19 protein-coding genes are annotated in these 23,313 nt (G+C 57.5%); 13 read left to right on the forward strand and 6 right to left on the reverse strand.

Translation table 11 applies throughout. The annotated features are described in order from the left end of the window. Positions 1–50 precede the first annotated feature (50 nt). From CLV45_RS21515 to CLV45_RS21530, 4 genes are all read right to left on the reverse strand, one after another. The gene (locus tag CLV45_RS21515) at positions 51–2,513 is read right to left on the reverse strand and encodes a TonB-dependent receptor (protein ID WP_100338780.1); all 2,463 of its coding nucleotides are present in this window, start codon (positions 2,511–2,513) and stop codon (positions 51–53) included. A gap of 170 nt (positions 2,514–2,683) precedes the next feature. Beyond that, positions 2,684–3,247 (reverse strand): hypothetical protein, encoded by a 564-nt coding sequence (locus CLV45_RS21520; RefSeq protein ID WP_100338547.1) that lies wholly within the window; start codon positions 3,245–3,247, stop codon positions 2,684–2,686. Positions 3,248–3,279: 32 nt separating this feature from the next. Then, entirely contained in the window at positions 3,280–5,616 is a 2,337-nt protein-coding gene (locus CLV45_RS21525) for a TonB-dependent receptor (RefSeq protein WP_170061912.1), read from the reverse strand. A gap of 208 nt (positions 5,617–5,824) precedes the next feature. After that, positions 5,825–6,130: a hypothetical protein gene (locus CLV45_RS21530; RefSeq protein ID WP_100338549.1), complete on the reverse strand. Its 306-nt coding sequence runs from the start codon at positions 6,128–6,130 to the stop codon at positions 5,825–5,827. A gap of 565 nt (positions 6,131–6,695) precedes the next feature. On the opposite strand from CLV45_RS21530, the gene CLV45_RS21540 reads away from it, so the two are divergent. From CLV45_RS21540 to CLV45_RS21550, 3 genes are all read left to right on the forward strand, one after another. Continuing rightward, the gene (locus CLV45_RS21540; RefSeq protein WP_157807718.1) at positions 6,696–7,208 is read left to right on the forward strand and encodes a hypothetical protein; all 513 of its coding nucleotides are present in this window, start codon (positions 6,696–6,698) and stop codon (positions 7,206–7,208) included. Between the two features lie 197 nt (positions 7,209–7,405). After that, the gene (gene htpG, locus CLV45_RS21545; protein WP_100338552.1) at positions 7,406–9,235 is read left to right on the forward strand and encodes a molecular chaperone HtpG; all 1,830 of its coding nucleotides are present in this window, start codon (positions 7,406–7,408) and stop codon (positions 9,233–9,235) included. 266 nt (positions 9,236–9,501) lie between these two features. Next, positions 9,502–10,431 (forward strand): toxin-antitoxin system YwqK family antitoxin, encoded by a 930-nt coding sequence (locus tag CLV45_RS21550; RefSeq protein ID WP_157807719.1) that lies wholly within the window; start codon positions 9,502–9,504, stop codon positions 10,429–10,431. 68 nt (positions 10,432–10,499) lie between these two features. Here the strand turns inward: CLV45_RS21550 and CLV45_RS21555 are convergent, their stop codons facing one another. Next, positions 10,500–10,859: a YraN family protein gene (locus tag CLV45_RS21555; protein WP_100338554.1), complete on the reverse strand. Its 360-nt coding sequence runs from the start codon at positions 10,857–10,859 to the stop codon at positions 10,500–10,502. A gap of 200 nt (positions 10,860–11,059) precedes the next feature. Between CLV45_RS21555 and lipB the strand changes: the two genes are divergently transcribed. The 10 genes from lipB (at position 11,060) to porN (ending at position 21,332) form a co-directional block, all read left to right on the forward strand. Further along, positions 11,060–11,848, forward strand: coding sequence for a lipoyl(octanoyl) transferase LipB (lipB, locus tag CLV45_RS21560; protein WP_100338555.1), 789 nt, complete (start codon positions 11,060–11,062; stop codon positions 11,846–11,848). Between the two features lie 3 nt (positions 11,849–11,851). Further along, entirely contained in the window at positions 11,852–12,268 is a 417-nt protein-coding gene (locus tag CLV45_RS21565; protein WP_100338556.1) for a hypothetical protein, read from the forward strand. A 115-nt stretch (positions 12,269–12,383) separates the two neighbouring features. Beyond that, positions 12,384–13,403: an MraY family glycosyltransferase gene (locus CLV45_RS21570; protein ID WP_245882946.1), complete on the forward strand. Its 1,020-nt coding sequence runs from the start codon at positions 12,384–12,386 to the stop codon at positions 13,401–13,403. A 46-nt stretch (positions 13,404–13,449) separates the two neighbouring features. After that, a complete protein-coding gene (locus CLV45_RS21575; protein WP_157807720.1) occupies positions 13,450–14,604 on the forward strand; it encodes a DUF4271 domain-containing protein in 1,155 nt (384 codons plus the stop codon). A gap of 74 nt (positions 14,605–14,678) precedes the next feature. Continuing rightward, on the forward strand, positions 14,679–15,509 hold the full coding sequence (locus CLV45_RS21580; protein ID WP_100338558.1) for a uroporphyrinogen-III synthase: 831 nt from the start codon (positions 14,679–14,681) through the stop codon (positions 15,507–15,509). Between the two features lie 142 nt (positions 15,510–15,651). Continuing rightward, positions 15,652–16,644, forward strand: a complete 993-nt coding sequence (locus tag CLV45_RS21585) for a PorP/SprF family type IX secretion system membrane protein (RefSeq protein WP_100338559.1) — start codon at positions 15,652–15,654, stop codon at positions 16,642–16,644. A gap of 236 nt (positions 16,645–16,880) precedes the next feature. After that, positions 16,881–17,885 (forward strand): T9SS ring complex lipoprotein PorK/GldK, encoded by a 1,005-nt coding sequence (gene porK, locus CLV45_RS21590; RefSeq protein WP_100338560.1) that lies wholly within the window; start codon positions 16,881–16,883, stop codon positions 17,883–17,885. A gap of 110 nt (positions 17,886–17,995) precedes the next feature. Next, positions 17,996–18,766 carry a type IX secretion system motor protein PorL/GldL gene (gene porL / locus CLV45_RS21595; RefSeq protein ID WP_245882947.1) on the forward strand — a complete coding sequence of 257 codons (771 nt, stop codon included), beginning with the start codon at positions 17,996–17,998 and terminating at the stop codon, positions 18,764–18,766. A gap of 53 nt (positions 18,767–18,819) precedes the next feature. Continuing rightward, a complete protein-coding gene (porM, locus tag CLV45_RS21600) occupies positions 18,820–20,400 on the forward strand; it encodes a type IX secretion system motor protein PorM/GldM (protein ID WP_100338562.1) in 1,581 nt (526 codons plus the stop codon). Positions 20,401–20,447: 47 nt separating this feature from the next. After that, positions 20,448–21,332, forward strand: coding sequence for a type IX secretion system ring subunit PorN/GldN (gene porN / locus CLV45_RS21605; protein WP_100338563.1), 885 nt, complete (start codon positions 20,448–20,450; stop codon positions 21,330–21,332). A gap of 74 nt (positions 21,333–21,406) precedes the next feature. On the opposite strand, the gene uvrC is transcribed toward porN, so the two are convergent. Beyond that, on the reverse strand, positions 21,407–23,233 hold the full coding sequence (gene uvrC, locus CLV45_RS21610) for an excinuclease ABC subunit UvrC (RefSeq protein WP_100338564.1): 1,827 nt from the start codon (positions 23,231–23,233) through the stop codon (positions 21,407–21,409). Positions 23,234–23,313 lie beyond the last annotated feature (80 nt).

The following is a 23,313-nucleotide window of genomic DNA, read 5'->3' on the forward strand; positions in this document are numbered from 1 at the left end:
AGTGGACTGCTGGGCCGCAGCCGAGCAGCCAGCACCACGGGCCGCCGGGCTTAGTTGAAAGCCAGCGGCACGACCAGCTTCAGGCTCACGTTGCGGCCCATGTTGTAGACGCCGGTGCGGCCGTTGCTGACGTTGTAGGCGGCGTACTTGAGGCGGCTCAGGTGGCTTTGGTAGCCCACGTCGAAGAGGTTATTGGCCGTCAGGTAGAGCGAAAACAGGGTTTTGGCCCGGGCATTCACCACGTCGGAGCCCAGGCCCAGGTTGACCAGGGTGTAGCCCGGGGTACGGGTTTCGGTGTCAAAGGCCGAGAAGAAGCGGTTCTGGGCGAAGGTGTGCTCCACGCCGGCCCGGGCGTAGAGGTTGTTCAAGCGGGAGCTGCCCACTTTGCGGAAGTTTACCCGCACGGCCGACTGCAGCCGGTCGGCGGGAATAAAGGGCAGGTACTGCTGGCCCTCGGGCTGGTTGAGCTGCAGGGCCCGCACCATGGAGAAGGAGTTTTCGAAGTGCAGCCAGTCGAAGGGGTGGGGGTGAATATCGAGCGAGGCCTCGCCGCCGGCCAGGCGGGCCGTGCCCTGGGTGTACTGGAATACCGGGTCACCCTCGGCACTAATGAGGCCCTCAATCCGCTCGGGAAACACGTAGTTTTGAATCTGGTTGCGGAAGGCGTCGAGGCTCAGGCTGATGTGGTCGGTGGTATAGCTCACGCCGCCATCGAGCTGCAGGCTGGTTTCGGCCTTGAGGTTCGGGGTTCCGATTTCGTAGCGGATGGTACCCTCGTGCTTGCCGTTGGAGGCCAGCTCGGCAATGTTCGGGGCCCGGAACCCGCGCGACACGTTGGCCTTGAGCAGCAGCTTCTCACTCACGTTGTAAGACCCGCCCACGCTGCCCGATACGTTGCGGAAGGTGCTGGTGAAGCCCCCAAATTTCTGCTCGCCTTCCCCGCTGCCCACGGGCTGGCCGGTATCGGGGTCGAGGTAGAGGGCGTCGGCCGTAATGCGGCGCAGGTCGTAGCGCAGGCCGCCGCTGAGGTCCAGGTTGCCGAAGGTTTTCTTGGTGACGGCAAACACGCCGCCGTCGAGCAGGCGGTAGGCCGGAATCAGGAATTCGACGCCCTTGTTCACGTTTTCCTGGCGCATGCCGCTCAGGCCGATGGTGGTGCTCCAGCCGCTCATTTCGGGCAGGAAGTAGCGGGCGGCGTAGTCGAGGGTGCGAAGCTGGAAGTACAGGGAAGGGTCCTTGGGCAGCAGCACGTCGCCAAACTCCCGGCGCAGGTTCTGCTGCCAGCCCACGTTGAGCGTCAGCCGACTCTGGCCCAGGATAAAGTTGTTGTCGGTGCCGATGCGCAGGTGGTTGACTTGCTGCTGGGGCACGTCGAGGTCGTAGCCGCGCAGGTCCTGGTCGGTTACGGGCCGCTCATCGGCATACTGCCCGCCTACGTTTACCAGCTTCAGAAACTGGCCGGTTTCTTCGTCCCGCTCGCCTTCCACCAGGCCCAGCTGCTGGTTGAAGGAGTTGAAAGTGAGGTGGGAATAGCCCCAGCTTTTGTTGATGCCCACGTAGCCGTTGCCGTCCAGCTCCCGGAAGCCGGAGTTGTAAACGCGCCCGTCGTAGCGGTTGCGGTAGGCGCCGGCTATTTTGCCGCTGCCGCGCACCAGCCAGTTGAAGCCGTTGCGGTTGCCGGCATTCATCAGCGAATAGCCCTGCAGGTGATTATTGGTTTGGTAGTTGGCCGCCACCGAGCCCAGCACTTTGCCTTCCTCCACCGGGTCGGGGGCCAGGAAGTTGACCACCCCGGCCATACCGTCGGAACCGTAGAGCAGGCTGCCCGGGCCCTTGATAATCTCGGCCCGGTCGATGGCGTACTCGTCGATTTCGATGCCGTGCTCGTCGCCCCACTGCTGGCCCTCCTGCTTGGCCCCGTTGTTCAAGGTAATCACCCGATTCGAGCCCAGGCCCCGGATAACGGGCTTGCTGATGGCAGCTCCGGTCGTAATCTGGGCCAGGCCGGGCGTGTGGGCAATGGCATCAATGGCATTGGTGGAAGCGGCCTGATTGAGCTGGTTGCGGTCCACGACCGTGGTGGGCACCGGGGAGCGGCGCATTTCCGTGGACGCCGACACGCCCGTGACGACCACCTGCCCGATTTCGGTGGCGGCCGTGGCCAAGGCGGCTTCCAGCGGCTGCCCCGAGCCGGTATCCACCGTCTTGACGAAGGTGTTGTAGCCAATAAAGCGAACCTGCATCAGGAAGCGGCCCCGGGGCAGGTTGCTAAAGCGGAAAGAGCCGTCGGGGCCGCTGGTAGTGGCCTGGCGCAGGTCCGGAAAGACGATGGTGGCGCCGGGCAGCGGCTCTTGGGTGGCCGCGTCGAGTACCCGGCCGGTGGTGGGCGCGGTGGCCACGCGGGCGGCGCGGGGCGTAGCGGTTGGGGGAACAGGTTGCTCCGGGGTTTGGGCCAACACGGAGCCGGAAACAGCAAACAAAAGCAGGCCGGGGGCCCAGGAAGAAGGAAGCATAATGACTACAAAAACGCCGTAGCGCATGAACGGGAAATGAGGAGAGAAGATGCAGCCCGGAAACAGGAAAACACCGGCCAGCAGCCGATGTCTTCGTTAAGCTCTCCAAAACCAAACCAATTGGAGACGTGAGGCCCCGCCGAAACCGGGCCTGACTACTGGATTTTGCCCTAGCGGACGGCCGTCGGGAAGGAGACTTCCACGTCGGTGTCGCCGGGGGCAAACGTGCCGTTTTTCGCGCCGGGCTGGTGGCGCAGCGTAATTTTGAGGGTGCCCGTGGTGCCGGTGGCATTAGCCGAGCCGGCTACCACGCGGGTATCGAGGCCCACTTCGAGGCCCTTTGGGTCCTTGTCGGTGCGGGTGATGGTCAGGTTCACATTGCTGGGCTCGAAGAAGAAGATGTGCTCATCGGCTTCCTCCTTGATTTCAGCGGAGGTATCAACTACCGGATTCTTGGTTTCGTCGAGCAATACCAGCTTGCCGGTGTAAGTAGTGCCGGCGGCCAGCGTGAGCGTGCCGATAACCGGGGCCGCGCCCCCGTCGCCGTCCGCGTCGCGGTACTGCACCGTCACGGGCGTGCCGCCGCCCACCGGGGTCAGCTCGTAGCGCACCGTCGTGATTTGCTCGTTGTCATCGTCGGGCTGCGGGTCGTCATCGTCTTTTTTGCAAGCCCCGAGTAAGGGAGCAACCAGCAACAGGGCCAACCAGGATTTCTTGATCAAAGGATGCGTCATACGTGAAAAGCGTAAAAAATGGAAAGGAAGAACTAGTGAAGTTTGTGGGGCAGCTCCAGCGGGATATGCACCCGCAGGCTCACGTTGCGGCCCATTTCGTCGGTGAAGTAGCGGTAGCGGTTCAGGTAGTCGCGGTAGCGCTGGTTGAGCAGATTGGAGCCCGTCAGGCTAACCTCCACCGGTAGGCGGCCCCAGCGGATGGTCGTCCCGATTTCCGCGTTGAGCAGGGCATAGCCGGCCGGCGGGGCCAGCAAGTCGCGGGCCTCGTAGTGGTCGGGCACCCGGGTTTGGCGGGCCACGGCGTACACGCCGGCCTGGGCGTAGCGGCCCGCCAGCGGGCCCCGGTCGTGGCCCCAGGTGTAGCGCAGGGTCGTTTCGAGCCGGTCGGCGGGCATCAGAATCTGCCACTCGTCGGCCCGGGTGTCGCGGGTGCGCACCACCGAGCCCTTGGCCGACAAGAGCCAGTCGGCGGTGAGCTGGTAGCTGGTGCTCAGGTCGAGGCCGCGGAAGGTGGCGTCGGTTTGCAGGTACTGCCAGCTGATATGGCTGCCGCGCACGGTTTGCACGGGTTCGGTCAGCGGCACCTGGTAGATGAAGTCCAGAATCCGGTTCTGGTACACCGTCACTTCCCCGTTGAAGCGCGGATTGGCGTGCCAGTTCACGGTCAGGCCGGTGTTGAGGGCCGTTTCGGGCAGTAGCGGCGTGGCGCCGGGTATCAGGTCGTTGCCTAGCTCATACATACCGTTGTGCACACCTTCGCTAAACCGCTCGTTGGCCGCCGGAGCCCGCCGCGTCAGGCCCGTATTCAGGCTGAAGGTGAAGTGGGCCGAGGGGTCGTAGGTGGCACCCAGGGAGGCGGCGGGAGTAGTGTACTGAAACCGGCTGCGGTCCACGAAGAAAGCGCCGTTGGCGGCCCGGTCGCCGCGCTTCACGGCCAGGTCACGCCGGTCGAGGCGCAGGCCGCCTTCGAGCAGCCAGGCGCCCCACTGCCATTTTTCAATCCAGAAAGCGCCACCAATCAGGTTGGTGTAGTAGGGAATAAACTGCCGGCTACCGTTGGCGTAGCGGTTAGCCTGGTAAGTGCCGGCCAGGCCCACGCTGCCCCGAAAGTAGTGCCAGGGCTTGTGCTCCCACAGCAGCTCGGCGGTGCTGGTGCGGTTGGTGTAGCTCAGCTCGGGCTTGTTGAGGCTGGCCAGGTTGTCGTTGCGGGGCCGGAACTTGTCGTACTCGTCCCGGAAGTCGGTTTGCTGAGCTAGGGTGAGCTGGAACTGGCCCGCCGCGCCGGTCTGCACAAAGCCCGTGAGCTTGGCCACATCGTGGCGCACGTGTTGGTAGGCCCGGTCAATGGCGTAGCTGAAGCCGGTGGTTTCCAGCGGCTCGGTCCGGGCAATGGCCAGCAGCAAATCCGTCTTGCTTTCGGCGTGCGACGCCGGCAAAATGCCAATGCGGGTGTTGAACTGGCTGTAGAAAACTTCCAGTCCGTACGTCGGCTTACGCCAGCCCACGGCCCCGGAAAAGTTCTGCTCGGCGAAGCCGGAGTTCTTCAGGTAGTAGTCGGGGGTGCGCATGGTGCCGGCGCGCCGCAAAGAGCCCTGGGCCCGCCAACTCAGGGCCGGCAGCCGGCGCAGATTGCCGTCCAGCGTGGCGGAGGTGGCGCCCAGGCCGTTGTTGCTCATACCCACCAGGCTCAGGTCGGCGCTGATGCCGGCCGAGTCCCGCAGCGGCTTGGGCTCTACCAGCACCACGCCGCCAATGGCGTCGGAGCCGTAGCGTACACTGGCCGCCCCCTTCACCACCGTGAGGCGGGAGGCAATGAAGGGGTCAATTTCCGGTCCGTGCTCCACGCCCCACTGCTGGCCTTCCTGGCGCACCCCGTTGTTGAGAATCGTGACGCGGTTGGAGTGCAGCCCGTGCACCATGGGCTTGAAAATGCCCGGCCCGGTCTGAATAGCCGTGACGCCCGCCATCTTCTGCAGAGCTTCGCCCAGGGCCTGACCCCGGGTCTGCTGCAGGGCCTGCCCGGCCAATACCGCCGTGGGCTGGGTGGTGGGCGCGGCCGTGCGCTGGCCCTGGACCAGCGCGCTGTTAAGCAGAATGGCGTCGGGGTGCAACTGAAAATCCCGAATGACGGCCCCCGCCACGCGCACTTCGGCCGCCTCCGGGCTGTAGCCCAGGTAGGAAACCTGCACGTGGTAAAGGCCCGCGCAAACGTGGAAGTGGTAGTTGCCGGCCGCATCGGTCTGGGTAGCCTGCTGCGTTTCCAGCAGCACCACCGTAGCGCCCGGCAGCCCCTCCCGCGACTCGTGGTCGGTGGCGTGGCCGCTCAAGGAGAGCGTGCATTCGGGCACCTGCTGGGCTGCCTGCGCCACGGCGGTTGCAGCTAACAGCCACAGCCACAGTGCACACGCTGCCCTAGCAACTGCCAGGAAGCGAGAATCCATAAAAGAAAAGGGAAGCCAGTGGGTAAAACCACTGCTGCGCATGGGGCGTCTCAACGGCGCTGGGCCACGTTGAGGTTAGGCCCCAGCCGGACGCCAAAGCCCGGCCGGAGCTAGCAGCAGCTCATTACTCGAACGTTTACCCTTGGCTGGGCGGGCCGCGCAAATCGGCCGTCGACGGGTGGGTGGCCAGCCATACGGAAGTGCCCCGCTCGGTGGTGGGGGCGGCATAACCCGTAAACAACGTAAACTCCAGGGGCGTGGCCGCCTGGAAAGGCACGTCGTAGAAATGGTCGACGGCGCAGTGCTGGTGCTTGGCCGAGAGCAGGGCTTTGCCTTTGGGCGCGCCGGGCTGCTGGGCGGCTTCTTCCGTGGTGTGCTGGTGCGCGTGCAAGGCCAGGACCCACGTATCCGGCAGCAGCACCCGCGTAAAGCAGAGCAGCAACAGAATAGCTAACCGGGACCGAAGTGCGTGCATTTGCAACAATGTGTCAGGAGTGGCCCAAAGGTAAAACAAATTACGAATCAGCAAAACCAGCAGGGACCTTCTTGGCTAAGGTCGGTAAGTATTGCTGCGGGGATATATTAAACGATTTTAAATGAGCAGCTTGTGAGCAAATGGCAGCAGCGGTACGACGCCCTGGCTTGCTTTATTGCTAACGCCGTCGGCAGGAGGAGCAATGGTTGGCCTGGGGTTGGAAAGGCTGGAGTTCGGAAACCAGGTCTACTGCAAATTATATGTTTACTATTGTATAAGTACAATAACGTACTGGGGCTCAAATTGAATAATAATATATTCTGGCCCTGTAGGGTTGTCAATAAGTGCAATTTTATATAAGTTGCTGGCTCTATTGCTTTTCTGATTTTCGAACCCAAATTTAGCCGGCCGGTTACAAAGCGTAGTTAAGCAGGCAAGCTGGGGCCGTAGTCGAAAAATTATAGATTTGCACTTTGCTCAACTTACCTTTGTTGTATTGCCAGCTACCAGTTCGTAGTTGGAGTTGCCTAGTATGACCAAGCCCGATTCTCTTTTTCTTCATTACGACAAAGGCCTGCGCCTGCTGCGCTGGCAATGGCGCGGTCCTATTCAGGCAGCCCAGTTTCAGGCTGCCTTCTATCATTTGGTAGAACTTTCAGAAAAAGAGAAGGTTAGACGCTGGTTGGTGGATACAACCGATATGCCCGTCGTGGGTATCGACGAGCAAGCCTGGCTGAGCGAAACCTGGCTGCCGCTGTTTGCCCGGCTGCAGGTAACCGACATTGCTATTATTCTGCCGACCAGCCTGCACAATCAGCTGGTGGTGGAAACGGTACTGGCTGACGGGCAGCGCTACGACTGTGGAGAAATTCAATTCTTTTCCGATGTCACTTCCGCCCTCGACTGGCTGACCAACTCCTCGGGCCGTGGCCCTGAGCTGGAGCAGGAATGGCTGGCGGTGAACTTCGCTGAGCTAGAAAAGTTAAATAAGCCGGCTACTGGCAAAGCCGTGGAGTCAGCTAACCACTTCTCTGATACGTTCTAATTGGCCCGCCCTGGCTGAAGAGAGTCGTCCCGAAAGGGGCGGCTTTTTCTTTTTCCGGAAGTAAACAATTGCGCTGTCAAACTGGCAGGGCAGAAGTCGTGGAACAGGTTTTGAGACGGGCCTTGGTACGGAACGCGGGCTGCGGAAGCTGGCGTTTCGTCCGGATTCTTAATTTCAAACCCTTTTGCCAACGCGCTATGCAAGAGAAAGGTAGCATCTCGATTCACACCGAGAATATCTTCCCCATCATTAAGAAGTTTCTCTACTCCGACCACGAAATCTTCCTGCGGGAGCTGGTTTCCAACGCCGTAGACGCCACCCAGAAGCTCAAGAGCCTGGGGCAGCTGGGCGAGTTCAAGGGGGAGCTGGGCGAACTGAAGGTGAAGGTGAGCGTGGACAAGGAAGCCCGCACCATCACCATTTCGGACCGCGGCCTGGGCATGACGGCCGAGGAAATCAAGAAGTACATCAACCAGATTGCCTTCTCTGGCGCCACCGAGTTTGTGGAGCAGTACAAGGAGAAGGACACGGCCGCCAAAGACCAGATCATCGGACAGTTCGGCCTGGGTTTCTACTCGGCCTTCATGGTGGCCGACAACGTGGAAATCTTCTCCAAGAGCTACAAGGAAGATACCGAAGGCGCCCACTGGACCTGCGACGGCAGCACCGAGTTCAGCCTCGAAACCACCGACAAAGCTGACCGGGGTACCGACGTGGTGCTCCACGTAGCCGCCGATTCCGACGAATTCCTGGAAGCGGCCCGCCTGCGCACCATCCTGACCAAGTACTGCAAGTTCCTGCCCATCGAAATCGAGTTCGAGGGCGAGGTTATCAACCAGACCCAGCCGATTTGGGCCAAGCAGCCCGCCGAGCTGACCGACGAGGACTACACCAAGTTCTACCAGGAGCTGTACCCCTTCTCCGAGCCGCCGCTGTTCTGGATTCACCTCAACGTGGACTATCCGTTCAACCTGACCGGGATTCTCTATTTCCCCAAGGTGAAGGACGAGCTGCAATTCTCGCGCAACAAAATCCAGCTGTACTCGCGCCAGGTGTTCATCACCGACGAAGTGAAGGACGTGGTGCCCGAGTTCCTGATGCTGCTCCACGGCGTGATTGACTCGCCCGATATTCCGCTGAACGTGTCGCGCAGCTTCCTGCAGGCCGATGCCGCGGTGAAGAAAATCAACACCTACATTACCAAGAAGGTCGCCGATAAGCTCAGCGAGCTGTACCGCAAGGACCGCGCGGGCTTCGAGGAGAAATGGTCGGACATCGGGCTGTTCGTCAAGTACGGCATGCTCTCCGACGAGAAGTTCTACGACAAGGCCAAGGACTTCGTGCTGCTGCAGAACACGGCCGGCAAGTTCTTTACCCTGAGCGAGTACCAGGAGTTCGTGCAGGCCAACCAGAAGGACAAGAGCGAGCAGACCGTGGTGCTCTACACCACCGACCCGGAAACCCAGCACAGCTTCGTGCAGGCCGCCCTCGACCGAGGCTACGACGTGCTCAAGCTCGACACCGTGCTCGACTCCCACTTTATCGGGCAGCTGGAGCAGAAGCTGGAGAAAGTCACCTTCAAGCGCGTGGACGCCGACACCATCGGCAAGCTCATCGAGAAGGACGAGGCCACTGAGAGCGTGCTGTCAGACGACGACAAGACCAAACTGCAGGAACTCTTCACCAAGGCCATCAGCAACCCGAATATGAACGTGCAGGTGGAGGCCCTTTCGCCCCAGGACGCGCCGGTCATTATCACCGTGCCCGAGTTTATGCGCCGGATGAAGGATATGCAGCGCGCCGGTGGGGGAGGAGGCATGCAGATGTTTGGCTCCCTGCCCGATACCTACAGCGTGAGCGTAAATGCCAACCACCCCGTGGCCCAGCGCGTGCTCAGCGCCGATGATGAAGCCAGCCAGAAACTGGCCCGCCAAGCCTTCGACCTGGCTTTGCTGGCCCAGGGCCTGCTGAAAGGCGAAGCTCTGACGGCCTTCGTCAAGCGCAGCGCCGACTTGCTGACGGCTTAGTGGTGAACTGGTGAAGTGGTCAAATGGTGAGTTTGTCGTCCAAACGCAGCCATTTGACTTTTCTGTAACAGCAATAGACAACGGCTCTGGTGGCATTTGCTGCCGGAGCCGTTTGGGTTTTAGGAACTAGCCGAACATCAAACTCACCATTTCACTACCTCACCACCTCACCGCTGGGGCACTAATTCCCTATATCTTTACGTTCGACCCTTCGAATTCTGTCAGCTTCGTTGATGCGCCCACCTCGGTTTTCCTTTCTGCCCTTTTTGCTCGCTCTGGTTTTGCTCGTGGTGGCGGCCTGCAGCAAAAAGACGGTTTCCTTTAACAGCAAACCCGAAACGCCCGGCCTGGCTACCATCCGGCCCGACTCGCTGACCAACCTCAGCGACACGACCAAGGCGCCCTCGTTGGACACCAAGCGCCTGGCCATGACCAAGGAGCAGGAGCGGGCCGCCAAGGAGAAAGAGAAGGCTGCCCAGCGCAAGCCCAAGAAGAAAAAGAACGTGTTCCTGGGCGAGAAGATCAAGAAGAGCTTCACCAAGTCGGGGCCGAAGGGGCGCAACCAGATTATCGAGCAGTTCTACTACCTCAAGACCTTTCAGCAGCCCAACGAGTACGCCCCGGCCCTGTATTACTTCAACCCCAAGAAGCGCAAGATCTTTAAGTCGACGGCTGAGCTGAACCCGGCTACCGACAAGGTGCTGCACGGGCCCTACAAAAAGCTGCAGGGCGGTAAGGTGGTCGAAACCGGCTACTTCGCCCTGGGCACCCGCCACCTGCGTTGGGAGCGGCTCAACAAGGACAATGAGTTGCTGACCAAGACCCATTACGAAATGGGCTTCCCCCGCGACGCGGCCGTGACCTACTACGACGCCGAGAAGAAGAAAATCAAGGAAGTCATTCCCTACGTGGCCGGTAAGATAGAAGGCGACTACGTGCGCTACCTCGAAAACGGGCAGCGCGACTGGGACGGGCAGTTTGAGAACGGCAAGAAAGTCGGCGTCTGGACCAAATACTGGGGCTTCCGCAACCGCCGCCACTACGAGTACCAGTACGGGGCGTCGGGCTACGACCCCGAGGTGGCCGAGCCCGAGCTGGTGCGCGAATACAACCGCAACTCGGTGCTGGTTTACGACAAGGAAAAGGGCATCGACAAGCGCGACGCCGTTTCGGACCGGCCCGGTGCCAAAAAGTAGGCGGGCTTCCGGATAGTAGTACCAAGGCTCATCCCGCGCGGGATGAGCCTTTTTTGTGCCTGCTTAGGTTAGTAAAAGGCGTCCTCGAAGTGCTCAATCCGAAACCCGGTGCTCGAGGGGGTAAGGGCCACGATGTCGAAGCGGATGTCGCCCTGCCAGTTGGTTTCGAGTTGGAACTGCTCGGCGGCCAGCCGAAACAGCTGGCGCTTGCGCTCCGTCACGAACTCCTCCGGAAACCCATACTGCGTCGAGGAGCGGGTCTTTACTTCGACAAAAACCAGCAGGGCTGCTCCGTGCTGGGCAATCAAGTCGACCTCGGCCCGGCGGTAGCGGTAGCCTTGCCGGAGCACGGTGTAGCCCAGGCCGGTCAGGAAGGCGCTGGCGGCGGTTTCGCCGGCCTGCCCGAGTTCGTGCGCAGCGTGGGTCATAGGGGAGCAAGCAAAGTCAGCCAATTGGGGTTGGGTCTAAATCTAGTACCTTTGCGCGCTTTCTGTAGTAGCGCCCGACCGGAATTACCGTACGTGGCTGAGCTGGCTGGCTAGTTCCAAAGTGCGGCCGTTTCGCCTGGCCGGTCATCATCCGCTCTGCCGCGGAAGCGTCGGTTGTTTGGTCTTTCCCTGAGTTGATTATGTCCCAATACAGTTCCTGCACCGCATCAACTCCTGAGTCCTCGCCCGTGGCCGCCGCGCCGCTGGTGCCGGGCCGGTGGGTGGAAGTCCGCTCCCTGGGCCTGGCCGACTACGAAACGACCTGGGCCTACCAGGAGGAGCTGCTGGCTTCCACGCTGGCCATCAAGACCCGCAACCGTCAGGCGGCTGAGGAAGGCCGGGCCCCCGAGCCCACGCCCAACTACCTGCTGCTCTGCCAACACCCGCACGTGTACACTCTGGGCAAAAGTGGTAAGCCCGAGCACCTGCTGCTCGACGCCGAAGGCCTGGCCCGGCACGGCGCCACGTTTCACCGCATCAACCGCGGCGGCGACATCACCTACCACGGCCCCGGCCAGCTGGTGGGCTACCCCATTCTGGACCTGGAGAATTTCTTCACCGACATTCACCGCTACCTGCGCCTGCTTGAAGAAGCCGTTATCCTGACCCTGGCCGACTACGGCCTGTCGGCCGGCCGCATTGCCGGCCTCACCGGCGTCTGGCTCGACTTTGCGGAAGGCGCCCCCAACCCGCGTAAAATCTGCGCCATGGGCGTCAAGTGCAGCCGTTGGGTGACTATGCACGGCTTTGCCCTGAACATCAACTCCGACCTCTCGTATTTCGGCTACATCGTGCCCTGCGGCATCACCGACAAAGCAGTGACGTCGCTGCAGCAGGAGCTGGGCCGCGCGGTGCCGTTGCCCGAAGTAGAGCAGCGGCTGGTACGTCATCTGGCCCACGTCTTCGGCGCCGAATTCTATGTTGCCTGATTCATGAAAGAACATATTTCCTTCGACCCGGTAGAGGGGGTATCCATTGCCATTGTTCCCGACCAAGTGGGCGCTGCTGAAGAAGCAGTGGCGACTTGGCAGGTGTACCTGCTCAACCACAACCCCTATCCGCTGAGCAACGTCATCGTCAGTTCCAACGGCTACGGAGTGCAGAGCGACGGGGAAAACGTCCGAACCTCTACGCTGCGGCACGTTATCCTGGAAGTCGAACCGCATACGGCCGTGCCCATTGAGCCCATCGACCCCGCGTTGTTTCACCTCAACAATCAGTACTGGGTAAGCTACTACCGGGGCTCCCAGATCTTCGACAAGAAGTTCATCTTCGTTCCCGATTCGATAGTTGCCGCCAACCTGATTCATATTGCTTTGCTAGACCGTGAAGGCGTGCTGCATAGCTAACCTACTATTCGCAGACGGCGGGAGGTGAAAAGTCCTGGCTATTTGCTTAATTTTGAGCCGATACGTGATGAATGCACTCGGAATTCAGTTGGGGTTGTCCTTTCTCTGGGCATTTTTGGTAGCACTGTTTGCGGTGCCGTCCATTATTTACATTGCCCACCTGAAGAATATGCTCGATACGCCCAACGTGCGTACCGTGCACGAATCCCTCACGCCCCGGCTCGGCGGCGTGGCCGTGTTTGCGGGGTTCATGTCGGCCCTGACTATTTTCGCCGACCTCGGCAACGGAATTCAGCAGCTGCTGGCCGGTTGCATCGTATTGTTCTTCGTGGGGCTGAAAGATGACTTGGTGAGTATTTCGGTTTCCAAGAAGTTTGTGGGCCAACTGCTGGCCACCGGCGTGGTCATGATTATGGCTGATATCCGCGTCACCAGCTTTCAGGGCATCCTTGGCATTCACGAGCTGCCCATTGGCATCAGCTACGCCTTCACCTTTCTAGCCATTGTCGGCATTACCAACGCCATCAACCTCATTGATGGTCTCGACGGCCTAGCCGGTACCATCGTCCTGATTATCACCAGCACCTACGGCTACTACTTTGCCCGCTACGGTGGGGCGGGGTACGGCAACTACGTCTTCGTATCCGTCTGCCTGATTGGCGGCATGCTGGGCTTTCTGCGCTATAACTTTCACCGGGCCAGTATCTTCATGGGCGACACAGGCTCCTTGGTTTGCGGCTTTATCGTCTCCATCCTCACGATTCAGTTCATCGAAATGGGTTTGAAGGTGGGTGGGCCTTTTTCTACTTCCTCCCCGGCCGTGGCCATTGGCATTTTATTCGTGCCTCTATTCGACACGCTGCGGGTATTTATCGTGCGCATGATGGCCGGCCGCTCGCCCTTCTCCCCGGATAAAAACCACGTGCACCACCGGATTCTGGCTATGGGCTTCCAGCAAATCAGCACCGTTATGCTACTTGGCTTGCTCAACCTGGTTGTAATTCTGTTTGTCATCAACTTCGCGGCCCTCGGCAACATGCTGCTCATTGGTTGCTTGGTAGGGTTTTCCGTGCTGATCAGCATCTTTCTGGGCGTCTACCAGAGCCGTAGTGCCCAGCAGCGCGTTGCTTCCTAAGCACCCACCTCTAGCGCAAATGGCTGGTTCGAGTTTCTCTCGCTACATGCGCTGCCTGCTAGGCCTGCTCCTGGCTCTTACATGCGCCACTGGCTTGGCCGCCGAGTACCGGCCTCTTCCTCCAGCTGCCAAGGGTGGCTTATCATCCGACTGGCTGATCCACGACGCGGCGCGCAACCGCTTAGTACTTTACCTGCCCGATTATCACAGCCCGGCCCTGGCGTATTACCAATGGGTTTCCGTGCGACCCAGTCGCCCCTTCTCCATCAGCTTTGCCGCTCCCAAAGGCCTGAGTGTTTTTCTGGACAATCGGCTGGTTTTTTCTGCGGCTTCTTCCGCCTCCTACACGCTCGACGTTGCCCGGTTGCTGCCAGCCGGTGCAGGCCCCGGCCCGCATTTGCTCTGCGTGTGGCACCCCGAAACGCCTCCCAACCTATCAACTTTCACCAATGCCTTGCCCACTGTGCGCACGGCCAACAAAAGCGCGGCCCCAGCCGTTGCTGTGCAGCCCTTGCCGCGGGGGCACCAGGGGCAGAATGTTTTTCTGTGCTTCCTGCTGCTTATCGGTTTGCTCTACGGCAGCATCCGTTCGGCCTACCAGCCCGGCTTTGCCCGCATCTACCACTTCGAAGGGCTGTGGGGTAAGCCCACTAATGACCAGGACTTCCTGACCAAGCCCACCGTAACCTGGCTCAATCTGCTGCTGGTGATGGTGTTTTCGCTGTCATTTGCCTTGCTTTTGGTGGCTATTCACACCAATATTCAGAGTATTATTATTCTGCGTCGCCTGTTCGACGTGCCCGAGTCGGCCATTGTAGTGCGCGTTTTGTTCTACGCCATCCTGATTGCCTCCTTTGTGCTCGGCAAATACTTATTTCTGGAGGTAATGGGCTACATTTTCGACGTAACCCAATTGGTCATGGTGCAGTACCGCGAGTTTATGCGCACCATTTTGTTCATGGGACTTTTCCTGCCGGGGGTCATGCTCCTCTACCTCGGACTGAACCAGACCTTGCCTGAAACTGTCTTGTGGGTATCCAACGGGGTGGTTTCCTTGATGTTGATTGGTACGGTCATCCGCATTGGGCGCACGTTGCACCGGCGCGCGTCTTTACTAAATCTGCATTTGTTTTCGTACCTTTGCGCCACAGAAGTGATTCCCTTGATCATTCTGCTCAAATTGATTGTATTTACTTACTAATCTCTCTGTCGCAGAAGCTCTTCTACTACTTCAACGCCGCCTTATTGCCTTAGCTTTACTCTTTCTTTTACCCTATGGCCGAGAGCACAGACAAACCGGGGACGGGCCGTCACGCGAAGCGTATTTCCAGCATCCTGGTTACCCAGCCTAAGCCCACAAACGACGTCTCCCCCTACTTCAGCATTGCCGAGAAGTACGGTATCAAAGTTGACTTCCGTGAGTTCATCCAGGTCGACCCCGTTTCCTACAAGGACTTCCGCAAGGAGAAAGTCAACATCGCCGAGCATACGGCAGTTATTTTCACCAGCCGCAATGCCGTCGACCACTTCTTCCGCATTTGTCAGGAAGCCAAGCTGGAAATGCCGGCCGAAATGAAGTATTTCTGCATTTCGGAGCAAACTGCCAATTACTTGCAAAAGTACATTGTGCTGCGTAAGCGCAAGCTCTTCGTGGGCCAGCGCACGGCCGCCGACCTGTTTGATGTTATCAAGAAGCACAAGGGCGAAAAGTTTCTGTATCCCTGCTCCGATATTCGCAAAGACGATATTCCGGAGTTTATGCGGGCCAATAACTTTAAGTTCACGGAAGCCGTCATCTACCACACTGTGGCCAGCGACTTGTCCGACCTCTCGGACGTGAAGTACGACTGTATTGCGTTTTTCAGTCCTTCCGGCATTAGCTCCCTGTTTATCAACTTCCCCGATTTTGAGCAGAATGGGACGCGTATCGCCGCTTTTGGACCTACTACCGCCAAAGCGGTTTTAGATGCTGGCCTAGAACTAGATATTGAAGCGCCGCAGCCCAATGCTCCGTCGATGACGGGGGCAATAGAAGCTTATATTCGCCTGCATCACGGGCCTGATGTAGGAAAAGAGAAAAGTAAAAGCGGCAAACAAAACGCTTAACACGTAAAACAAGCGGACGGGCACTAAAAAGCCCGTCCGCTTGTTTGTTTCACAGATTTGTTACAGAGGGTTTTTTGTATACATTTGGAAAGAGCTACTTTGGCCCGCCCCAGCCCTAACAGGCCATAAATCAGACAGTTCGATGAAAAGAACTCTACTTTCTATACTGCTGAGCTCCGCAACTTTCTCTGTTGCCTTTGCTCAACAACAGCCGCAGTTTAGCCATTATGGCTTCAACGGGATGTACCTGAACCCAGCCTATGCTGGTATAAAGGGCCAGGGAGAAATTACAACGCTTGGGCGCTATCAATATCTGGGATACAATGCCACCTTCGACGACGGCGGCTCGCCCCAGACCTATACCCTTAGTGCCTCCTTGCCAGTTGCCGCTGTTGGGGGCGGCATTGGGCTTAGCGTGTTCCGCGACAGAATAGCGCAGTCGAGTATTACGAACGTGCAGCTATCATACTCCAAACACCTGAAGGTGGGAGAAGGTAAACTAGGTATCGGCGTTCAAGGCATCTTCAATCACCTAAGCAAGGGCCAATACCGTCCGGCCGATGAGAAACCGGATGCCGCCGTACCCCGGGATGGCTCAGATCAAAAGTTCGATGCTGGCATAGGGGTCTGGTATGAGTCGGATAAGCTCTATGCCGGTCTGAGCACAAACAACTTGTTGCGAGCCGAATACCGGTTTAAAAGTGAGGGAGGAACGAACAGCGCCAAGGTGATTGGTGAAAATCACGCCTATCTGACCGCTGGCTACAATATCGAGGCTTCTCCGTCCGTTGTCGTTACCCCCACGGCTCTTGTGAAGATGGTATTACCCGGGAAGTTTGGTGACAATAACAAATTCACTTTCAAGAACAACTCGTACGAAGCCGGCGTGCGCGCTACGCTCAACGATAAGTTCTGGGGAGGAGTGGGGTACCGCTACGATGAGTCAATTACAGGCATGTTAGGCATGAGCTTTGCTAAAGACAATGCTTTGCGCTTTGGCTACGCATTTGACTTTATTGCATTTAATCAAGAAGCACGTGCATTCAGCTCCCACGAAATTATGCTCTCTTACCGGCTGCCCAAGCCCGGTCCAGCTACCCGTCCAGCTATCCGTACACCCCGATACAGCTTCTAATTTCGGGGGGATAATTTAAGATTGTTGGTTCGTTGGTAGTGAGAATGGTTAATTTGTGGGGCTTTTACACTAACTCTCTGCTTTCCATCGTTTAACCGGTATCTACCCCGGTTCGTAGACAAAAGCTAAGCATTGGGCGACGGGCTTGCGAACGAATGTAATATTCGCTAGATTTGCCGGCTCGTTAAATTGTAATCTTAGGGTATCGCCGCCTGAACAGTCTTTTTTTCCTTAACATGAACAAGTTTCTCGTATTGCCTCTCGTAGCCCTGTCGGCGCTGTTTCTGGGAGGCTGTGGTTTCGGCAAAGGACCGCAAGGCGATTTGGTCGGAGCGGAGGACCGCCCCGAGTTCAATCCGCAGGAAGTTCCCTTTGGCATGGTACCCTGCCCCGGCGGGACGTTCCACATGGGTCAAACCGATCAGGACATCTCGGCGTCCATGGTCAACATGAACAAGCAGGTGACTATCGCTGGCTTCTACATGGATGAGACGGAGATTACCAACAATGAGTACCGTCAGTTCATGAACGCTATCCGCCAGGACTCTATCGACGTGCTAGGCGAGGAGTATGTGATGACGGAGCTCTATCCTGACACTACCGTATGGGTTCGGGACTTCACCTACCACATGGGTGATCCGCTGATGGAGTACTATTATACTCACCCCGCTTTCGACGACTATCCGGTAGTTGGGGTTGACTGGTTTGCCGCCAAGTACTTCTGCAACTGGCGCACCAAGAACAAAAACGCTGCTAACGCCGAAGCTGGCTTGGCTCCTACGCCTAACTTCCGCTTGCCTTCCGAGGCTGAGTGGGAGTACGCCGCCCGCGGTGGCCGCGACTTGGCTACCTACCCCTGGGGCGGTCCTTACCTGCGTAACTCGAAAGGCTGCATGCTGGCTAACTTCAAGCCAGGCCGTGGCGACTACGCTAGCGATGGGTATGCTTACACGGCTCCCGTTGGCGCCTTCTTCCCGAACGACTTCGGCCTGTACGACATGTCGGGCAACGTAGCCGAGTGGTGCGACGATGCCTACATGGAGGCCTCGGTACCGGTAGTATGGGATATGAACCCCACGAACCCCGACGACAATGAGCCCCGCAAAGTAGTACGTGGCGGCTCTTGGAAAGACATTTCTTACTTCCTGGAAACTGGTACTCGCAACTTTGAATACCAGGATTCCGCTCGCTCCTACATTGGTTTCCGCACGGCCATGATTCAGATTGGATCGGCTCTCTAGGAAAACTCAATACCCACCCCCCTCCCTCGCTTTTACATCATCACTCAACAAATTCTTTCAATCAAATTCAAATGGCAGCAAAAGGCGGTAGTTTCCTGTATGACGTGGTTATGCCCAAGGTGTACGGCATCGGGGCCGCAGTCGTAATCGTCGGGGCTTTGTTTAAAATTCAGCACTGGGATGGCGCTAGCGAAATGCTCATCGTTGGTCTCGGCACTGAAGCATTGATTTTCCTACTCAGCGCATTCCAGCCTACCTCGCATGAGCCCGACTGGTCGCTGGTTTATCCCGAGTTGAGCGAAGGATATGATCCTTCGACGGGCAATAAGAGCTTTGCCGCTACAGACAACAACAGCAAGGGTCTGACCAAGAAATTGGACGACATGCTGAAGGATGCTAACGTAACGCCCGAAGCTATTTCTTCCCTGGGTGCTGGCCTGAACCGTCTGTCGACGACCACGCAGCAGCTTTCTTCCCTGGGCGACGCTACCAACGCTACCGAGGAGTATACGACCAAGGTTCGTTCGGCTGCTCAGTCGCTGGAGCGCATCAACGATGCTTACTCGAACACGGTAGAAGCCATCACCGCTATGTCGAGTGCTACGGCCGATGCTAAAGAGTACCACCTGCAGGTGCAGAACGTGACCAAGAACTTGGGCGCTCTGAACGCAGTGTACGAAATGGAACTGCAGGATGCCAACACGCACCTGAAGTCTATGAACAAGTTCTATGGCACCCTGAGCCAGGCCATGGAGAACCTGACCGAAGCTGGCAAGGAAACCGACCAGTTCAAGCAGGAAGTGACTCAGTTGACCAGCAACCTGGGTTCGTTGAACCGGGTGTATGGCAACATGCTCAACGCTATGCGTGCTACCAGCTAATCATAGCGTAGCAATAGTTTCCGTCCAATACATATAGACTAGGCACGACCACGATGGCGGGAGGAAAAGAAACTCCAAGGCAGAAGATGATTGGCATGATGTACCTGGTACTGACTGCCCTTCTGGCCCTTCAAGTAAACTCAGCAATACTGCTCAAATTCAAGTTCCTCGACGACAGCCTTTCTGCTATCAACAATAAGGTTTCGAAGTCGAACGATGGTACGGTAAAAGGCATTCAGGCTCAGGTTGAGAAAAACCGCAACCAAGCCAGTGACCTTGCTGTGCTGAAGCAAAGCGAAGAGATTCGCAAGACTACCCAGGATATGATTGCTTACCTGGGCACCGTTCGTGAAAAACTCCTGGCGGCCACTGAAAACAAGGGCAAGAACGAGTTCAAAAACATGAGCGCCGAAGACAAGGTGGCCGAAACCATGTTGGGTGGCAAAAAGGACGGTGTAGCTTATGAGATGAAGAACAAGCTCAATGAGTATTCTTCGTACATCGGCAAATTCGTTCCTGGTATCGCTCCTCTGGCACTCGATGCCAAAGAAGATCCAATGGTTACGGACAAAGAACAGCGCAACAAGAACTTTGCTGAGTTGAACTTTGAAAACACGCCCGTAGTAGCTGCTCTGGCTACCCTGGCGCAGAAAGAAGCCGAAGTACTGAAGTACGAGTCAGACGCTCTGGCTGCTCAGTCGGCTAAGGTTGGTGGCAACATCATCGTATTCGACAAGGTTGGCGCTTTCGCCAGTGCGGAGTCCAACACGGTGGCTGCCGGTACCAAGTACAAAGCGGAGCTGTTCCTAACGGCTTCGGCTACTGGCCTCAAGCCTTCGATGACCCTGAACGGCAGCCCGCTGGCAGTTGGTCCCGATGGTAAAGGCAAAGTAGAATTCACGGCTCGCCCCGGCTCGTTTGATGCTTCCGGCAACGCCAAGGCCCAGTGGACTGGTACCATCCGCTTCAAGCAGAATGGCCGCGACACGACCTTCAAGGTGACGGTTCCTTACACGGTAACCAAGCCCGTAATGCAGATTCAGTCGGCTTCGGTGCAGGCGCTGTACTTCAAGTGCGGCAACAAGCTGAGCGTACAGGTACCCGCTTTGGGTGCGCAGTACAAGCCAGGCTTCTCGGCCTCGGGTGCTTCGGTTATCAGCGGTGCTAAAACCGGTGAAGTAACGCTGGTGCCTAACTCGCGCGAAGTAACCCTGAACGTAAGCAGCGGTGGCAACGCAATTGGTTCGCAGACCTTCCAGGTTCGTCCGATTCCCAAGCCCGAGATTAAGTGCATCGTCGGTGGCCGCGAGGCTAACGAGAAGCAGGGTACGCCCATCACGGCTGTTCGCAACATGAGCCTGAAAGCGGTTCCGGATGCTGGCTTTGCCACTTTCCTGCCTGAGGATGCTCGTTACCGCGTAACTCGCTACGAAGTGACTCTGGTTCGTGGTAAGCGTCCCGCTATTCCGACCCGCACCATCAACGGCCCCGAGGCTAACCTGAACGACGTAGTAAACTCGGCCCGCGAAGGCGACCGTCTCTACATCGAAGTGAAAGAAGTTCGTCGCTTGAACTTCCAGGATCAGCAGGAAGAAGTAAACGTAGCGAAGCAGTTCAATATTCCGTTGCTGTAAGCGTTATTCTTCTGAACTAACCGCAGCGCTTTTTTGATTACCACGGTATGAACAAATTCCTCTCCTTCGCCGCTTTGGCGGCCAGCCTGACGCTGTCGGTCTCAGCATCGGCTCAGGAACAAGCTACGACCGCCAGCAGCAACGGCTCGTACCGCCCGATTCCGAATTCGGACATCATGTTCCGCAAGACGATCTGGCGTGCGGTTGACCTTCGCGAAAAGCAGAACAAGCCCATGTTCTCGGAGGGCAAAGAAATCAGCCGGGTAATTCTGGAAGCCGTGAAGCGCGGTGAACTCCAGGCCTACCGCAATGACTCGCTGACCTCTACCTTTACTCCCACGGAAGTATCGGGCCGGATGTCTTATGTAGAGGCTAGCGCCGGTCTGAGTGAAGAAGAAAAGGCTGCTGGTTTCACCGACGAAACCTCAGACGACGATTGGGGTGCTCCTAAAAAGAAAGGCAGCAAGAAGACGGCTTCTAAGCCGAAAGCTCCCGCTGCTCCGCCAAGCTACGAGTACCGCTACAAGGACTTGTACCAGATGGAATTGAAAGAGGATATGATCTTTGACAAGAAACGGTCACGGATGTATCACGACATCAAAACCGTTACGTTGCTCGTTCCTTCCACGCTGAGCTCGAACGTATCGGGTATTGAAACGCCGATTGGCACTTTCAAATACAGCGACCTGGTGCGCGTATTCCGGGCTAATCCGGATAAAGCTATCTGGTTTAACTCCCAGAACGACGCCCAGCACAAAAATCTGGCGGATGCTTTCGAACTGTGGCTGTTCAACTCCTACATCGTGAAGGTTTCGAACCCGAACGACTCACGTCTCGACGAAGTATACGGCGGGCCACAGCAGGGTATCCTCGCTGCCCAGCAGGCTGCTTCGGACCTCATCGAGTACGAGTACAACCTGTGGAGCTTCTAATAGCTTAGCTTACTGATTAGCAAAAAGGCCCGGCGCATGCGTCGGGCCTTTTTGTTTGCTTACTAGTTTAGTAGCTACTCCGCTGCCGGGCTAGTTTCAGCAGCTTCTTGCTCGCTGAAATAATTAAGTAGAATCCGGGCTTTGGCTTTGCCAACTTCTTCAATCAGCTGGGCTTCGGTTAGCTCCTTGATTTTCTTGACGGACTTAAACTTGGTCAGCAGCTTTTCGGCCGTCACGGGGCCCAGGCCTTTCACGTCGGTCAACTCGGTTTTGAGTGTCGCGGCGTCGCGGCGGCTGCGGTGGAAGGTAATACCGAAGCGGTGCACTTCGTCGCGCATGCGCTGAAACAAACGCAGGGACTCGCTTTTCTTGTCGATGTAGAGCGGCAGTGGGTCATTGGGAACGTAGATTTCCTCCAGGCGCTTAGCAATGCCGATGACCGGAATCTGGCCCCAGAGGTTGAGGTCCTTGAGGGCTTTGACGGCCATGCTGAGCTGGCCCTTGCCACCGTCGACAATGACGAGTTGGGGCAGCGAGGCGCCTTCATCGACCAGGCGCCGGTAGCGGCGGGTGACGACTTCGTACATCGAGTCGAAGTCATTGGGGCCCACGACGGTCTTAATGTGGTAGTGGCGGTAGTCTTTCTTGCTGGGCTTAGCGTTGCGGAAACACACCATAGCGGCCACCGGATTGTCGCCCTGGAAGTTGGAGTTGTCAAAGCATTCGATGTGCTTAGGAAGCTCCGTAAGGCGCAAATCCTTCTTGATGGTTTCCATGATGCGCACCTCGTTGAGGTCCTTGGACCGGTCGTTCATGCTTTCCTTCTCCTTGCGCAGGTACATGACGTTCTTGATGGAGAGCTCCAGGAGCTTGCGCTTGTCGCCGATCTGGGGCACGGTGACAGTGGCATTGGCAATGGGCAAGTCGGGCAAGGCTACGTTAACCAGGATTTCGCGCGACTGGCTTTCGAACTCCTCCCGCATCTGCATAATCATTGGGGCCAGGATTTCAGCGTCGGTTTCGTCGAGCTTCTTCTGCACTTCCACCGATTGGGTCAGGATAATGGCCCCGTTCATCACCTTGAGGTAGTTGATAAAGGCGCTTTTCTCGTTGGCGGCAATGCTGAAGACGTCGATGTTGGACAAGGAGGCGTTTACCACCGTCGACTTGGCCTGGAACTCATCGAGCCGGTCGAGCTTCTGCTTGAATGAATGGGCCAGCTCGAACTGCTGGTCCTGGGCGGCGGCCATCATTTTCTCCTTGAAGTAGGCCTTGGGCACGCTCAGGTTGCCGCTCAGGATATTGCGGATCTGCTGGATGTTCTGGTTGTAGGAATCCTCATCGACCAGGTTTTCACACGGGCCTTTGCAGTTGCCGAGGTGGTATTCCAAGCAGACCTTGAACTTGCCGGCTTCTACGTTCTCACGGGACAGGTTGTAGGTGCAGGTGCGCAGCGGGTACAGGGCCCGAATCAGCTCCAGCAGGATGTTCATGGCCGTCAGGTTGGCGTAGGGGCCGTAGTAGCGCGAGCCGTCGTTGATTTTCTTGCGGGTGGGCAGCAGCCTGGGGAAACGCTCGTTGGTCAGGCAGAGGTAGGGGTAAGTTTTGCCATCCTTGAGCAGGATGTTGTACTTGGGCTGATTCTGCTTGATGAGGTTGTTTTCCAGCAAAAAGGCATCCGACTCACTATCCACGATGGTAAACTCGATGCGCTTGATGTTGCGCACCAGCTGCTGAGTCTTCTTGTTATGGTCCTGCTTGTTGAAGTAGCTGCTGACCCGCTTGCGAATGTCGATAGCCTTGCCGACGTAGATAATGCCTTCGTCGTCAAAGAATTTGTAAATGCCCGGCCGATGGGGCAGGTGGCGGATTTGTTCTTGCAGATGGTCTTTGGCAGCCATAGGAAAAATAGGACGGGAGCGGAGTAGGGATGTAACTCCTAAAACAAAGCAGAGGTTGGGATAATTCGGTCAGGCAAGGA

The sequence above is a fragment of the Hymenobacter chitinivorans DSM 11115 genome (assembly GCF_002797555.1).
GTDB classification, from domain to species: Bacteria; Bacteroidota; Bacteroidia; order Cytophagales; family Hymenobacteraceae; genus Hymenobacter; species Hymenobacter chitinivorans.

Excerpts from the sequence above, each read along its gene's own strand:
- CLV45_RS21515 (WP_100338780.1), bottom strand. The coding sequence starts at position 2,513 with ATGCTTCCTTCTTCCTGGGCCCCCGGCCTGCTTTTGTTTGCTGTTTCC.
- CLV45_RS21520 (WP_100338547.1), bottom strand. The coding sequence starts at position 3,247 with ATGACGCATCCTTTGATCAAGAAATCCTGGTTGGCCCTGTTGCTGGTT.
- CLV45_RS21540 (WP_157807718.1), top strand. The coding sequence starts at position 6,696 with ATGACCAAGCCCGATTCTCTTTTTCTTCATTACGACAAAGGCCTGCGC.
- htpG (WP_100338552.1), top strand. The coding sequence starts at position 7,406 with ATGCAAGAGAAAGGTAGCATCTCGATTCACACCGAGAATATCTTCCCC.
- CLV45_RS21555 (WP_100338554.1), bottom strand. The coding sequence starts at position 10,859 with ATGACCCACGCTGCGCACGAACTCGGGCAGGCCGGCGAAACCGCCGCC.
- lipB (WP_100338555.1), top strand. The coding sequence starts at position 11,060 with ATGTCCCAATACAGTTCCTGCACCGCATCAACTCCTGAGTCCTCGCCC.
- CLV45_RS21565 (WP_100338556.1), top strand. The coding sequence starts at position 11,852 with ATGAAAGAACATATTTCCTTCGACCCGGTAGAGGGGGTATCCATTGCC.
- CLV45_RS21575 (WP_157807720.1), top strand. The coding sequence starts at position 13,450 with ATGCGCTGCCTGCTAGGCCTGCTCCTGGCTCTTACATGCGCCACTGGC.
- CLV45_RS21580 (WP_100338558.1), top strand. The coding sequence starts at position 14,679 with ATGGCCGAGAGCACAGACAAACCGGGGACGGGCCGTCACGCGAAGCGT.
- CLV45_RS21585 (WP_100338559.1), top strand. The coding sequence starts at position 15,652 with ATGAAAAGAACTCTACTTTCTATACTGCTGAGCTCCGCAACTTTCTCT.
- porK (WP_100338560.1), top strand. The coding sequence starts at position 16,881 with ATGAACAAGTTTCTCGTATTGCCTCTCGTAGCCCTGTCGGCGCTGTTT.
- porL (WP_245882947.1), top strand. The coding sequence starts at position 17,996 with ATGCCCAAGGTGTACGGCATCGGGGCCGCAGTCGTAATCGTCGGGGCT.
- porM (WP_100338562.1), top strand. The coding sequence starts at position 18,820 with ATGGCGGGAGGAAAAGAAACTCCAAGGCAGAAGATGATTGGCATGATG.
- porN (WP_100338563.1), top strand. The coding sequence starts at position 20,448 with ATGAACAAATTCCTCTCCTTCGCCGCTTTGGCGGCCAGCCTGACGCTG.
- uvrC (WP_100338564.1), bottom strand. The coding sequence starts at position 23,233 with ATGGCTGCCAAAGACCATCTGCAAGAACAAATCCGCCACCTGCCCCAT.